Origin of the sequence: Psychrobacter sp. DAB_AL32B (assembly GCF_002224105.1) — a bacterium.
In the GTDB taxonomy this organism is placed as follows: domain Bacteria; phylum Pseudomonadota; class Gammaproteobacteria; order Pseudomonadales; family Moraxellaceae; genus Psychrobacter.
In genome coordinates this window covers 46031-62358 of sequence record NZ_NEXU01000006.1, presented here as the reverse complement: position 1 = coordinate 62358, position 16328 = coordinate 46031, and the positions used below count along the sequence as shown (strand labels likewise).

Here is a 16328-nt window from a genome sequence, read left to right as displayed (position 1 = left end):
CTACCCAGCGTAACGCCTGACCTTCTAGACCATGGCTGCAATGCTTATATTGCTCGTATTGTAGCGCCGTCATCTCATTACGATAGACCTGTAGGCAGACTTGCTTATCACCGTAATCGTGGTGCAGTCGCCCAAGCTTAACGGCGATATTACTATTAATATCCATACCTGTCTCTTCGGCAACTTCCCGTATGAGCGCTTGTTTGGCGGTTTCGTTGTGCTCTATTTTGCCGCCGACAAACTCATAGCGATTACCTTGATGTTGGGACGCGTCTCTAAACCCAAGCAAATACTGATTTTTATAATGAATAACAGCAACCGCGACATTTATTATTGTTATTGAATCTTTTTTTATGGGCATATTTGTTTGACTTGCCATGACATTTTCCTTTACTAATCAGATGTTTTATTGCTGCACTTGATTGCCTATATAACAACGGTGTTAGATGAGTTTACACAATCGCCGTAATTTATTTTATTAATTAGCTTGCAAAAGCCATCAATCTAAATGATAATTATTATCGTTAATAGCTTATTGCCTGTTGCTATCTTCTACTTTACTATTTTATCAAAAGGATTTTATTATGAGCATGGTTATCTCTCGCTATTTGAACTGCCGCGAAAACCGCTTGCCTACTTTGCAATCACAGCATCTGTTTGCCTTGACTAAAGAAGTACGTATCGAACACGAAGGTGAAGAATATCGCTTGCGCTTAACGCGTAATAACCGCTTAATTTTAACCAAATAAATCAACTGCTACTGTCACAAAAAAACGCCTTTACTAAAAAGGCGTTTTTTATTGGATGAAATTATTAAGCGCTATTTTTTATCAGTGACAATCACAGCAGTGGTAAATATCTCGCTGCACCATTTAGAACTGCCAGCTATAGACCACATCCACCGCATTCTCTGCCGCTGATGTCGCTTCAACATAAATACGACGGGTCAGCTGATAACGTACAGACAAGCTGTTCTGGGCGTTAAAGACACCCACGCCGTAGCGAATATATAAGTCAGGAGTCACATAACCAGTGACGTTGACGTTGGTATCTTCACTACTGCCTGAGGCATCAACTGTCAAGCTTTGGAAGCCAAACGCCTGTCCAATTTGGTTGGTTAGATTGCGTGTACCACTCAGCCCAAAACTCAGACCGGCAGCAGCTAAGTTATTGGTAACCTGAGACTTAAAGCCTTGTTCACTGATTTGAGTGGCGCTCTTATTATTAATACGACCGGTGATCAAAGCATTCATCGCTTGCTGCTGAGTGAGCCCTGCATTATTAAAGACGATGATATTTGGACTTTCAGTATTGCCTTTGACACGCACACCAACTGTTTTCCCACTAATATTTTTGACCGCTTCAATACTGAGATTAGGCTTCATGACATCACCATTGAAGCGCACTTGACCGTAGTTAAGCTCTAGATTCTGACCAAAGGCGTTAATGTTGGTGCGACGTGATACTTGCACGACACCTTTTGCGCGCATGATGCCCGTACCATTTTGAGTGATATTAATCGCCCCTGCTAGAGGAATGACCGCACCAAAACCGCGGAAATTAATATCATTGCCCAAATCGATACCGATATCAGCATTGATTGACCAAGGTTTTGAGACGGCTAAGACCTCATCAATATTACCAATGAGACGACGGTCTAGCACAACGACGTCTTCGCTTTGAGTAACGATGTCTTCACTGGCTTCTGGCGGACGAATAGTCGCTGACGGCACGCTGACGGCTCCTGTAATATTCACATAACGGTCGCCTGGACGCACGATAATATCGATATCAGGATTGACCTCAGCCACTAATAATGGCGGCTGGGTTAATACCAAACCCTTGCCAATGATACTCAGTTTTGCCTGTAGTTTTTGTTGCCAATCAACGGTGCCAGTGAGCGTTCCAGTACCCGTGCCACTATTAAACTTGCCATCAATAACCGCTTGGGTACCACGAATTTTGGCATTTGCATTCACTTTGGTTAGATTAACCGGCAAACCAAGCATCGCCACACGACCATCAGCCAATTTTACATCACCATAAAACTGCGGCTTGTCTAGCGTGCCGCCCAAGCCACCTGCCATCGTAATATTGCCTTCAAGTACCCGCATACCAGGAAAGAAAGGCTTAAAAACGGCCAAATTAAGCTCATTGAGCACAAGCGCCCCTGAGATTGGTTTAGGCGTTTTATAAGGATCAACGATGACTTCTGCATAACCACGAGCACCGCGACCCGTATTGATATCTGAGCGTATTTTGAGGCCATTAGGGACTGACACGGCAATGAGCGAGATACGCTTATAAGGTAAGGTGACAGGCGCACTATCGCCATCTTGAATTAAGCCAATTTTACCGTTGTCAGAATATAGCGTGGTATTAATAGTCGGTGGACGTCCGCGTTGCCAGCCAACAATAGCTTTACCATTAATCTTGCCATGCCAATCGATATCTTTGGGTAAGAACGCTGAAAATAGTGACGTATCTATTTTTTGTATGGCTAAATCAACTTGGCCACTTGCTGCGGAAGCGATAAGGTTTTTACGTAAGCATAGCTTGCCTGCTTGGTCAGTTGCCTGCCAGCAATGTGCCGCTAACTGTACTTTTAAATCAGTGCTATTTTTACCTTGTTTTTTGGGTAAATTAACAATCAGTTGCGCAGGCTGTAATTGGTTTAAAGTCGCATATTTAGATTTGACCTGCCCCTTACCAATCATCCCTGACCAGCTGAGTTGATCTCGATTAAAACCGCCTTTGAGCCTAGCAGAAATATCAAGCTCCTCATTAGCCAAATCAAGATCGACCACATGCGACCGCTCAGTACCATTAAAAGTGGCATCCAAGCTTTTAAAACTTTGTCCCGCCGCGTCTAAACCTTTAGCCGTGACGATAAGCTGGCTAGGGCTATTTGCCAAATTGACCAATTTGCCATGAATACGACCTTGACGTAATGTAAAGCCTGGTAGCGAGATACGCTCACCGACCAAGTCGATATATATAGTCGGTAACGCTTGTCCTGCTGGCTGCGATAAGGTAGCACCGCCTGACACTTTACCGGCAAGCTTGTCTGAGAGCTGGTCAAGACTGGTGATGTTAATCTTGGCTTGTAGTTGTTTGGCATTGCCGTTGGCGGTTATATAGTTATCGCCCCAGCGCAGCACCAAATTATCAGCGTTTAAGCTATCAATTAAGGCGTTAACTTGCTTATATTGTGCCTGCGCATCTTGCGTCTGTAAGCGTTTAAAATAGCTTGCCAAGTCTTTTGGCAAATGCATCTTCGCGTTCAAGCTACCTTTGGCACTGAGCGGCCGACCTTTTAACATACCATTCAAATTAACTTGTTTGATATTGATGATTTGCTGGGTGTCGCTCCAGCGTCCATTTGTATCTATGGTGCCGGTGATCGTGCTTGGTATGTCTTTGAAGAAATAACCCAAATTAAAGCGGTTCATGACCGCGTCGATATCCCAAGCAATACCTTGACGCACATCAACGGTACCCTTAGCATCGATGCTGCCTGCCGCGCCCACATGACGGAAGCGCTTAATACGGATCAGCTGGGCATCGCCACTGGCATCAATAGTAAGTTTACCTGCTGGCAATTGCTCAGCGTCTAAAACACCATCAAAATTTACGACAAAGTTTTTAAGTTTGCCTGTTGCCTTGGTGTTGTTTTTTGGCGCACTTTGCCACACGCCACTGGTTTTCAAATCACCGGTAATAATGGCGGCATTATTGGGTAAAAAGTAACCCAAATTAAATTTATCAAAGCGACCATCTACGTTCCAGCCAATACCCTGACGTAAGTCAATGACACCATTGGCTTTTACTGCACCTGCTTCGCCGTTGTAATTTAACTTACGAATACGAATAAGCTTGGACGTACCAGCCGCATCAATCGATAGACGACCTTTTGGCACATCAGCGGTATCGACTTGACCATCGAAGCGCGCATCAAAGACAGATAGCTCACCACCAATAATATCGACACTGGCATCACCGCCACCCGTGATACCGATAGCACGGCCATCTTGGGTGGCATCAAGTTGCGCCTGCAAATTCGTATTATTAAAATTAATAATATGACGCTGTCCTTTGACACGGTTTTTAGTGATATTCAGCATGCGCCCGCGCGCGCTGATACGTCCTGTTAGGCGCTCGAGTGGTAAGTCACTGCGATATTTTTTGGGGAGTAAGCCATTGGTGCGCGCATCAATCTGCCATGTTAACGGACGCTTTTTGCTCGCCAGTTGAATTTGCCCAGTTCCTGATAAATCGCCTACCACCCCTTTATAGTTTAGGCGGTTGATATCGACGACATTGCCAGCTTTACGTATACCCACATCGTAGTTGCCTTTAGGAGCAGCATTAAGCTCATTAATAACCGCTTTGCCATCGACAGACAAACGCGAACCACGGACGATGACATTTGCCTGGCCGCTTGGACTATCAACATTACCGATATTTGGTAATTGACGACGCACTAGATTCTGCCACGTGGCATCAATATACCAAGGCGCGGCTTGTTTAGATTTAGCTAGGGTTTTACCCTGTATTATTTTAGCATTAACATGCTCGCCATCTCGCTGCCGTAAATCAGCATTAAGCTGTAGATTGCCGGTGGTATTTTTTTGTTGATAATGGACGAACAGCTTGCCATTAAGCTTTTGCGGCGCATAGGCTTTAAAATCTGCATAGTCATTAGGAATGGCGCGGCGAATATCAAAATTACGACCGGTTGCCACTACTTTGGCATCAAAGCTGTTTTTCCAATCTAAAATACCTTGCGCAAATAAACGCCCAGCAGGAACGTCGGCATTCAGACTATCAATGCGTAGTTGACTGTTGGCAATGACTGCGCGCCCTTGATAATGTCCTGAAGGAATGTCTTTAGCGGTCAAGTCCGTATTGATACGCAAGCGTATCTCAGAGATAACGCCTGATGCCGTCGCTGTACCACTTTTTAGATGGATATTTTGACTGTCTGCATAGGGAACAAGGATATCATCCCACTGAAGTTTGGCTTGGAACGGTGCGCCATCATCTAGTCCTTGTACAACAATATCACCACTCACATCACTGTCATTATAGCGGCTACGTACCTTGCCTACGGTACGTTTTAGGCTACCAGTTGCTGTGATATTGAGCGGGTCTACGTAGACTTTCTCTAACGCACTGACTTCAGCAATTGCCGTAAGATCTAGCGGGTAGTCGCCTTGCAGATCGATATTACCTTTTAATGCACTGATTTTTACAATATCGGCGTAGTGTAGGTCGCCACGACCAACGGTGACTTCACTGCCTACCCATGTTAAATCACGCGCGGTAATATCATGAATGACGATATCATCTCTAGTAACCTGTTTATAAATAATGGTTTTTACTTTTGCTTGATCAAAACGCAGATTGACCGGCAAACTGAGGGTTTTATAGTCGAAGGCTTCGCCCGTTGGCGGCTTGTTATTGATAATTTCAATGGTTTGTATGTCTGCATCGCGCAAATGTACTTCTTTGGCAAAAACCGCGCGCCAGCCTATTTTGACGTATGCCTTATCTACCAGTACCTCAAGATCATCGGTCGCTCTGATGTCGATATCAGTGACCCAAATACCATCGCGCAGGTTACCGCGACCATACTTAAACCCAATACCCGTTTCCGCACTGATTTTCTCTAAAATAAACTTAGTACCTGATTCAGTACCAGCCGCATACAAAAATATGGCGAACATAATCGCCAGCACGATAAGAATGAGCACCATCAGTTTTAGCAAAAAAGACAGTGGGTACCATCGTCTTACTGCACGGGCATCTCGCTGTGCCGGATCTTCATCCAAAGGCTTATTAGGCAGGGTATTTTTGGTCAACATGACACTCAACTACGTTAAAGAATGATTACCAGCAATCGCTAGAATAAAAACAGCACTGTTTTTGATGTATATATTAGGTCATTAATCTCAAGTATCTAATACTAACGACCTCATACTAAATATTTATAGAGGCGATCCGATAAACAAATGTAACCTAACGGGAATACTCTCTTCTGTTACACCAGCCGCAACATCCACGCGCACAACGCCTACCGGCGACGCCCAGCGGATACCAACACCCACACCAACTTTGGTGTCTGTATCAAAATCTTTGTCATAAGCGTTACCGACATCGGTGAAAAATGCACCACGAAAGCCCGGTCTAAATTCATAGTTATATTCTGCACTACCAACCGCAAGGATTTGTCCACCCGTCAGATAACCTTTATCAATTGGCGATAAGCTTTCGTAGTCATAACCACGAATACTTTGATCACCACCGGCAAAGAAGCGTAATTTATAAGGTACCTCATAAAAGTCATCTGCCCAAATATAACCCGCATTGACGCTACCAAGTACTTGGTGTTTATCATCCGTACCAAAGCTATAAATACCGCTCACGCCAGCGCGAACGATTGCCAAGTCAGTATCACTCAGTGCTTTTTCAGCACCGGCTTCAATGGCATAATACTGGCGTATGCCGCGAGTAGGATTGGTTGCGCTATCCATATCAGCTTTACTGACGCCATAACCAAATAATAATGCTTGCTGGCGCGGTTTAGAGGAAGAAAAGCGTATAGGAAGATCGTCTATATCTGCCTCATCAACACCCGTTTCTAACTCATCTAAACGGTAGCGAGCAGAGTAGCTACGATTCCAGCCATTTTCACGGCGGATGTTACGTGTTAATGCCGCTTTTAAGGTTTTAGTAGACAAATCAAAAGTGCCTTCACCTTGATCAATGACTTCTTCTTCATAAGTTAAACGTGCCTCTAACTTATCATTTAAAGGATGGTTCCATGGCCGGCTCGCATAAACACCGACATTTTTAGTAATCCTTGAAACTTCTGTTTCCACCCCTGCTTGATAGCCTTTACGGTTGAGCAGATTATAATCTATTTTAGCGGTTGCGCGGACACCGGTATCCGTACCATAACCAAGACCGACTTGGGCGTCGCGTGGTTTACTAGCAGAAACGAATACGTATAATGGTACTTTTTTACTCTCTAACACTTCCTGTGGTGTTTTACGTCCTGCCAATGTAGGGGGGACAAAGTTTTCGTCAGCCAGTATGTTTTCCTCATCGGGAAATATTTTTTGCGCGATATCACTAATAGTGTCACTGATTTTACCTAAAATACTATTTGATTCTTGGTCTTTTTCGTCTAACACGCGATCATTTGGCAAACGACTTAGGCGCTCCGCTTTTTGTTTAATCGCTTGCAGCTTCTCAACTGTTTCTTCGTCAGCTTCAAACTCAATGGCTGCGATATCAGCAGCGTCGACTTTTTCTCCACTATTGGTGTAAAGAACACCATCATTACCAGTACTGTCATTTTGACTGGCACCACTAACATCGGAGGCGATATCAAGCTCGTCATTTGTCGTATCATTATCACCACTACTATTTGGTGAGTTATCAAATGCTAAGGTGCTACTTTCAGTGCGCTCATCTGGTGGAAAAATCGACTCAACGTTGACGGTATTAAAATAGCGGGTTGACGACAAATCATTACTGAACTTGGTCACGGCTGGGCGATAAAAAGGATCACCCGCCTTAAAGTCGAGCAATTGCCTTAATAATGATAATTCAACCGGTAGCTTTTCAGGGTCGCGAGTCAGCGTACCCGACTCTTCATCGTAAGTAAAAAATACCACTTCATCAAACTGGTAACGCTCACCGGTATTATAAACCAGCGACACATCAGCGGCATTATCCGGCAAGATAATATCGACTGATTTATTTAGCCAATATTGGTCGAAATAACCGTAGGTATTACTGAGTGATTCAAGGGCGGATTTACTGTCTTTATAGACGCGATGATTAAAGATATCGCCTTCTTTTGGCGGCAAGTCTTTCTCTAACGCGGCAAATTCTGCTTGTTCGCTACCTTCACCGCGAATATCAACAATACGGCTATCGACGCGTACCGGTTCACCCAATTTTTCAATGATGACATCGATAGTGTCAGCATTAGGCTGGCGCAAACGCAAGGTCACATCGTAGTAACCAACGGCTTTTGCCGCATCCAACGCAGTCTGACGTAAGCGCGGTAGCGCTGCCGTAAATTCAACGACAGATTGGACAGTGGTCTCATCGAGTGCCGCCTTAATGTTTTTAATTGGCTGCACATCATCATCGGCTTTAATTAACTTTGGTTTCGTATTAGCAGCATTATTGCTTGCATTGTCAGCCGCTGCTTGTTGTAAATAGATCGTTGTTTCGATATGCGGTAGCGTTATCGCGCCAGCATTAAACAAACGATTATAGAGTCGCTTAACGATGTTGCCTTTGTTACGCGCCATTGGTTTGGGCTTTTCGGCTTGCTCAATACTTTCACTTACTGCCTGAGTATCATTTTGATAATCGGGCAAATAATCATCAGGATCAATGCCATCTGACAGCGCGTTTTCTCCATTATTTGAACTATTAACATTGGCTAAAATGTCATTATCAACGGCTTGATTAGCGTTGCCGCTACTGACAGAGTCACTGACATTAATGGGACGTGCCATAATTTCAGCGGTCTCTGCACGTTCAGCTGCGCTTTCATTAATGCCTAATGTCTCTAGATTACTCGGTGTTGGAATATTGGTCGCATCCAAGCCCACGTCCAGCCCAATCGGCGGCGTGCTGTCATCTAAAGTGGCTACAGGCGCATCAAAGTCATTATTGCTATTACCAGCGTTGCCAATGCCTTCTATATCTTGCGCATTCTGCCTGTCCATCGCTGCCAGCTCGCGATCAATCTCTTCAGGGGTCATCATTTGATAACCTTGCTGCTGTATCGCTGCGGCTTGTTGTACTAAATCTTCATTAGTATCAGTTATTTGTTTGTTGTCCAAACCATCGATATCATTATTTAAATTATTATCGATACCATCCTTGATATCGTTAACGCTATCAAAGTCATTTCTATTTGATTGAGTGCCAGCGTTGCTGTTAGTCTTTTCATCTGATTTTTCTGAATTAGGCTTTTTAATGCCTAAGTTTTGCTCGCTATAATCATCCAATACGGACTGCTCAATAATACCTTGGTCGACAGCTTTCTTTAAGCGCAAAGCATCCAAAGCGATATCGAGCTGTCTATCGTCATTAGAAAGCGGCGGTAACTCAGAAGGTGCTTTTGCCGTTGCTGCCTGAGCCTCGAGGGCATTATTTTTGATGAGCTGGCTATTATTAACGGTGCTGCTATTCAAATCAGCAGTGGTAGCAGCAAAAGCGGCTGGCGCGATGCCAAAGCCGACCAAGCTCGTGGTCAAGGCACTAAAAAGCGCTGTGCGGGTAAAACAAAGACGCGAGCTATCAGGTGACATAACCGATAAGTTGCGCGCTTGCGTTGAAGGCTGGTATTTCATATTTATTCCCTATCACCTCACGCGGTACAAGGTTACTAACGATAGCAACTGTTAAGTCTTACCGGTGAATAAACTTATCGCAGTTCACTGAGATTATTTGCTTACGAATTTGCTTGGTATCGTTTGGGCCATGATCGCTTGAGCACTACTTTGAATATTAGCGCCTAAATGATGACCCGCAATAAACTGTGTTGAGTGCTGGCAAATCCTTGCTAGCGCTTGCTCTTTCAGGCTTTTATCCGCTAAAACTTACAAATCATAACTTAGTTAATTATTAAATCATAGCATTGGGCGCATGTATTTTTACCAAAGCCTTGCTATTATACGGCTTAACATTGATAAAACCTATGTCATATTTAGATAAGTTTTTGATAGCGTTGATAATTATCGATATTGCTTATTGATAAATTGACAGCTGCGTTATCTGTTTTCCTTCTCATTTATTAGCCGCGACCCATCTGTAGGAATTTTCATGGCCAATCAGTTTCAGTTATTTAAGCGCCGCCGTTTTAGTGCCATGTTTTTTACCCAGTTTTTGGGGGCGTTTAACGACAATATTTTTAAGCAAGCGCTGATATTAGTCCTGACCTACACTGCTGCTAGCCAGCTTGGGATTGAGGTCAGTATTTTGAATAACTTGGCAGCGATGCTGTTTATTTTGCCTTATTTCCTATTTTCAGCGCTCGCAGGACAAATCGCTGATAAGTTTGAAAAGTCTAAACTGACCCGCTTTACCAAGCTGCTTGAGCTGTCAATTATGGTGATTGCGGCAGTGGGCTTTGTATTTGAGTGGTACACACTATTGTTTGTCGCGTTATTTTTGATGGGCACACAATCTACCTTTTTTGGGCCTATTAAATACGCCTATTTACCACAAGCGATGAAAGAAGATGAATTGGTCGGTGCCAATGGCTTATTTCAAATGGGCACGTCACTGGCTATATTACTCGGTATGATTATGGCGGGCGTCCTAACCCAAGTACCGCAGCCACTATATTGGATTAGCGTGACGGTATTACTAGTCGCGATATTAGGTTATTTTGCAGCACGATCTATACCCACCATGCCAGCGATGCAGCCTGACTTAAAGATTAATTGGAATATTTTTACTACCAGTATGTCAGCCGTACGCTACTTATATTCGTTACGGTTTTTATTCTTTGTCATTTTAGGTAATAGCTGGTTCTGGTTTTATGGGGCAACATTTTTGACCCAAACACCTGAATTTAGTAAAGTTATCTTACATGGTGATGAGTCAGTGGTGATTTTCCTACTGACCTTATTCTCAGTTGGAGTATCCATTGGTTCATTGTTATGTAAAAGATTGACCAGAAATCAGGTCAGCTTACGCCTATTACCCTTTGGCATCGCTGGTTTAAGTATTTTTGCTATCGACTTATATTTTTCACTGTCAGGGTTATCTATTGATGTCGGTACGGATGCTTTAATAGGCATGAGCGGGCTATTTAATATCACTGGTAGCTGGCGTGTCTTTATCGACTTGTTCTTTTTGGGCTTTAGTGGCGGCTTATACATCGTGCCTTTATATGCGTCTATGCAGGCGTATGCGCCCAAAAGTCACCGGGCGCGCATCGTCGGTGCCAACAATATCTTCAATGCCATTTTTATGGTCAGCTCAGCGATTTTTTCTATCGTCGTATTAAACAGCTTAGGGATGTCACTACCACAATTATTCCTAGTCACGGGCTTGCTGAATATTGCCTTCGGGATATTTTTATATCTGAAGCTGAATAAGCATATCAAGCATGCAAGCATCCAAACTCATGATGATGAACTTAATAGAAACGATTAGAACGTTGGAAAATTTGAACCCACAGTACTGATAGCCACTGTCATTATAAGTTGGACGTTGAGCGCATAATTATAATGCTGACAATCTGTATTGTTTGCTATAGTAATGTTTGTGAGTAAGTTGTTATAGTCGATACCCTTTAAAACATTCAATAGTAAAAGTATATTCTTAGTAAACTTCGTAAATAAAGCCATCAGGAGTGAACCATGGCCCTGCGTCCCTTATCAAAAATCGATCAATTACTGCTTGGAGTAGACAAGGCATTGCGAGCTGTCGTACCGCATTCGAACCCTAGCACCCGTCCACTGCCTGTAAGCAGTGACGAGATTCCTGAGCTGAGTATCACTGAGGCGCGTCATGTTGCAGGATTGATGCGTATTAATCATACCGGCGAAGTATGCGCGCAAGGGCTGTATCATGGGCAAGCATTGACGGCAAAAGATGATAATGTCAAACAAGCTATGCAGCAATCCGCTGAAGAAGAAGTCGACCATTTGGTCTGGTGCGAGACCCGTTTAGATGAGCTTGGCAGCCATCCCAGTATTTTTACGCCATTATGGTACGGCATGTCATTTGGTCTTGGGGCGGTAGCAGGTGCCATCTCTAACGAGTTTAGTTTGGGTTTTGTTGCTGAAACTGAGGCGCAAGTCAGCGAGCATCTACAAGACCACATTGGACAGCTGCCGGTGCAAGATCAGCGCTCAAGAGAAATATTAGCGCAAATGGATATTGAGGAATTGCATCATCGCGAGTTAGCTCTCATCAATGGCGGTGCAGCATTGTCGCCACCCGTACGCCATACCATGCGTTGGATGGCCAATCGAATGAAAGCCACAGCTTATCATCTATAATCATCGATATAGCAAGCCATATTCTTTGCTATAAATGATGCAGATAATGGGTCAGTATTTACTTTTAACAATCCTACTACTGATAGCATTGAGAGTAATTTGCTACGGTATTAAAAATTTGTACGATTTTGCTATAACAATTCTATATTATCGCGACAGCACTATTCATCAATGGATTTATTAATAACGACCAAATAAACAAGATAATTATTAAACATAACTATTAAACAAGGTAACGATTTTTATGAAAGCAATCAGCCAACCGAATATCTCTAACAAAGCGCATAAATTTGCGACCTTAACGGCATTAGCTGCCGCATGTGCCATGATGCTACCTGCTCCTGTGAATGCTGCAGAAAACGATACCGCGGCCGCCTCTGCTAACGCCGCGGTCCCTAGCGCAATCGATTCAAGCAAACGCGTGATTCGCCGAGCTCAACCTAACGCTGCCGTCAGTACTCCTCAACCTGAGGCGCAGTTAAATACTAATACTGCTCAAGTAAATAATGCACAACAAAGCAATGTGCAACCAAACCGTACACCTTTAAACGAGGCTCAGTCGCAAGCCAATCAAGAGCTTGAATTAACAGGCACTACTCGGGTTTATGAGCGTGGACCAATGACTGCAACCGGCATTGATTTGCGCGGTGGTCAGCTAGCAAATATCCCAACACCACAAGTACAGCTGTCAGATATCAGCTTTGTACCTACGATGTTGATACCGCAACAAAAAGGCCTTGGCACCGATAAATTGGACGTTAGCTTATTAGATGACTTTATTAAAGACGTATCGCCAAATGCACGCCACTACCCACCAAACTTCCCTAACCGCACCCAACGTCACAACGCTCGTGAAAAAATCAAAGTAATGACGGATTGGATTGAGCCTTATGCCAAATCGCCAAATGCCTCGTATGATGTACTGCTTCGTGCGGCTAAGCTGAATGGTATGGGTCGTAACTTGGATTTGGGGTCAGAATATACGGTACGCGGCGGACAATATGTTGATCGTGCTATCAAAGTTAAGCCTGATAGCGGTGAAGCCAACTTTTTATATGGTTTGATGTTGTCAGAAGGTGGCGGTTTTAAAGAAGGACAAAAATATCTCGATAAAGCAGTCAGTCTAGGCTACACCGAAGCAGAGCAAAGTTTGGCACAATCAGATTTGTTAAGTGATCGTCGTGACAAAGCATTAGAGCGTCTACGTCGCCTTGAGCAACAAGTACCTAATAACGCCCTCATTCGTCAACAAATCAAGCTTGTAGAAGATGGCAAATTTTATATCTGGGACATCCCAGCACCAAATGTTAATGTTAAACCAACTATGTAAACATTATCCACTTAAAGATAATGGCTAACGTATAGTTAGCCATCAAAAAGCGCTCTCAAATTATAATCATAAATAATTTGAGAGTGTTACTTTAGCGTCTTTTTTTATCTTGTCACAACGGCAATATATAAAAAGACGCTTTTTTCTGCCTAGCATAAGCGCTAAGTAGACCACACCTGTATAACTCCTTATCGAACGATATTTTGAGTATATTTCTTTTATTTTGAACAAACTTTATTCATTTTTATTTAGCAAAATGTATCAATAAAACTTGGTAATATTTGAATATAAGGCATCAAATATAATAGTCGAACCACAAAAGTTACGTTACACTCATGCTGATATAGTAAGCACTTAATTATGCATTTCTGACCATTATTAACTGGAATTACCTATGATTTTTGCTGACCCTGTCAATAATGCGCTGACACCCACCAATAAAAACATCAAGCCTGTTGCCCTATTGGCATTGGTATCAGTAATGGCAGTATTGCCTGCTTGTAGCACCGTTTCTGTCAATAAACAGGCGTCCGCAAAGACCATTTCTGCCCAGCGCGGCAATATTGTTACTGATGATAAACTCAGCACTGATACTGCATCGGTCTTACTGTCAGCAGGACTTAATGAGCAAGCCTGTATGCAGCAATTTGACTTATGCCTAACGCAGCTGAATGACAGCATGCTCAATGAACATTACCGCCCAGCGTTGGCGGTTTTTTCGGAGCTATACTATGCTAAAGCGCGCGAGCTGGCAAAGTCGCAAGACTGCCAAAATGCGCTTGCCCGCCCGCCACTTGATCCTTATTATGCCAACGCGTCATTAGACGATGCTGCTGCCAAGGTACAAAAAGAAAAAACGAATAAATGCTTAGTGAGCTATCAAGGACAGCTATTTGACGCCATTAAATCAAGTTATACTTACTTGTTTTATGACAGTTTAGTCCATGATTTTGAAGGAGCGGATAAAGAGAAAGGCAGGACTAAACAGCAAAATCGTATCCCAAGCGATATCGACATCCAAACCCAAGACATCTATAACGCTGCCAGCAATGACGTCATTACCCAGCTATATCAACCGGAAGGTGGCACCAATAGAATGATGGGCGATATAAAAGTGGTGTATCTACCAACGACGGCTAATAGCAGCGATAACAGTGAGCAAGCAGCGATTGCTAATCGAACACCACTTAGCGGTAAGCCTACCGATCAAGTCAAAGTAATGAAGGTAAAACTAGACAATTATAACCTTAATGTCTATTTGCCCAACGAAAACAACTATCTAAAAAATGCCAATCAACAAACCTCAGCGCTTGCTGATTTGGTCTCAACTTACGAGCTGCGTCTGTCTGGACTCAACTCAATCAGCAAACGACCCGGATTGGGTATCAGCTTGGTTGCTTCATTGGACGATCGCTATACCACCACTATCCGTCAGTTATTGGTATCCTCGCTATCAGGTCGACTAAATAAAGAAGCCAGTGATGGCAGTATAGACAACAATACACGGGACAAGGCACAGGAAAGTGACGCCAGCTCACGCATTTATCCGACTGGACATTTATTGATGACGGGGCTGATTAAGCCAACTGGCGATAGCGTGCTCGACACCCTCAGTAGTGAGCAGCTCGATATACATCTGTACAATCCTTACCGCAGCGAAAGCGCTTCTATCTTAGGCGATGATTACCCACTTGCAGCCAACTTCTCTGCCGGTTATGGATTATGGCTGGCAGAAAACCAGCTGGACGGCGTGGGCTATTTAAACCTGATTACCCGCCAAAAAGAAGCCAGTCTGCCAAAACTCTTTATGCTCGAGCCTTATGATCCCGATAAACGAGTGATTATTATGCTGCATGGTTTGGCCTCGAGTCCGGCAACTTGGGTCAACTTAACCAACGATATTTTTAATGATGATAAGTTACGTAATAACTATCAAGTATGGCAAATATTTTATCCAACCAACTTACCTATTTTAGAAAATCGCTATCAAATTCAAAAGCTAATCAATACGACTTATCAGCAAACAGACCCTAAAGGGCAAAACCTCTCCAGCAAAAACAGCGTCATTATCAGCCATAGTATGGGCGGTATCATTGCTCGTATGATGCTGTCTGATGATAATTTGGCAAACAATTTGGATGCATTAGACGACAAGGATTTACTGGCCAACAGTAGCCAACGTCAGGTCGATGCGATGCTAAAACAAGCGCTTACTAATAAAGAGCTGCGTAACCGGTTTGAGTTAAGCGCGCTACCACAAGTCGACACAGCGGTATTCTTGTCCTCGCCTTTTCAAGGTACTGACTATGCCGATCGTTGGTTTACCCGCGCTTTACGCCGCATTATTTATCTACCCGTTGGTTTGGTAAAAACAGTCACGGACAATTTAGCGACTATTGCCATCCAAGGTGACTTGGCACAAAACCCTTTCGGCGCGCTATATTTGCAAAATGGTGCCAGTCAATTAAGTGATAAATCTTCTTTTATTCAATTAACGAAAGACATCAGTATTAATAAGCGTATTACGTATCATTCGATAATCGCCAATAACGATGCCGATATCACTAAAGGTCTTGCAGAGATGCAACCAGCGGGTGTCAAACTTGATTTATCGCAAGAAATTACAGAGGATGACGATAGTGCAATCGAAGCTACCGATACAAGTAATACAGATAATGCAGGCGCTGATACAGATAAGTTGTCGAGTAAAGCGCTTGTCGCCGCCGTCACAGTCGATGGAGAGATTGGCCAAGCATTAACCTCACGTCTATCAGATGGTATCGTGCCCTATACCAGCGCTCATCTTGATGATGCAGCGTCGGAGACCGTCATCAATGGCGGTCATAGTATTCAAGAGAATCCACAAACGATTTTGACTCTGCGACGTATCTTGCATCAACAATTACAGCACTAACTTAGCAAGTTATGTATTATCTTTCTTATAATCT

General features: G+C 43.4%; 8 protein-coding genes. 5 read left to right on the top strand and 3 right to left on the bottom strand.

Annotation, left to right across the window (positions count from 1 at the left end):
- The coding region (locus CAN34_RS00670) for an NUDIX domain-containing protein (RefSeq protein ID WP_133063010.1) at positions 1–379 on the bottom strand (379 nt) is incomplete at its 3' end.
- 205 nt (positions 380–584) lie between these two features.
- On the opposite strand from CAN34_RS00670, the gene hemP reads away from it, so the two are divergent.
- The gene (hemP, locus tag CAN34_RS00665; protein WP_010200173.1) at positions 585–749 is read left to right on the top strand and encodes a hemin uptake protein HemP; all 165 of its coding nucleotides are present in this window, start codon (positions 585–587) and stop codon (positions 747–749) included.
- A gap of 123 nt (positions 750–872) precedes the next feature.
- Here the strand turns inward: hemP and CAN34_RS00660 are convergent, their stop codons facing one another.
- Both CAN34_RS00660 and CAN34_RS00655 read right to left on the bottom strand, forming a co-directional pair.
- A complete protein-coding gene (locus tag CAN34_RS00660) occupies positions 873–5867 on the bottom strand; it encodes a translocation/assembly module TamB domain-containing protein (RefSeq protein ID WP_089554013.1) in 4995 nt (1664 codons plus the stop codon).
- A 123-nt stretch (positions 5868–5990) separates the two neighbouring features.
- A complete protein-coding gene (locus CAN34_RS00655) occupies positions 5991–9386 on the bottom strand; it encodes an autotransporter assembly complex family protein (protein WP_089554012.1) in 3396 nt (1131 codons plus the stop codon).
- Between the two features lie 472 nt (positions 9387–9858).
- Here CAN34_RS00655 and CAN34_RS00650 point away from each other — a divergent pair, with 472 nt between their 5' ends.
- The 4 genes from CAN34_RS00650 (at position 9859) to CAN34_RS00630 (ending at position 16294) form a co-directional block, all read left to right on the top strand.
- Entirely contained in the window at positions 9859–11199 is a 1341-nt protein-coding gene (locus CAN34_RS00650) for an MFS transporter (protein WP_089554011.1), read from the top strand.
- Positions 11200–11411: 212 nt separating this feature from the next.
- On the top strand, positions 11412–12050 hold the full coding sequence (coq7, locus tag CAN34_RS00640; RefSeq protein WP_254423036.1) for a 2-polyprenyl-3-methyl-6-methoxy-1,4-benzoquinone monooxygenase: 639 nt from the start codon (positions 11412–11414) through the stop codon (positions 12048–12050).
- Between the two features lie 244 nt (positions 12051–12294).
- A complete protein-coding gene (locus CAN34_RS00635) occupies positions 12295–13380 on the top strand; it encodes a hypothetical protein (protein ID WP_089554008.1) in 1086 nt (361 codons plus the stop codon).
- A 394-nt stretch (positions 13381–13774) separates the two neighbouring features.
- Complete coding sequence (locus CAN34_RS00630) at positions 13775–16294, top strand: triacylglycerol lipase (RefSeq protein ID WP_089554007.1); 2520 nt, start codon at positions 13775–13777, stop codon at positions 16292–16294.
- The last annotated feature ends 34 nt before the right edge of the window (positions 16295–16328 follow it).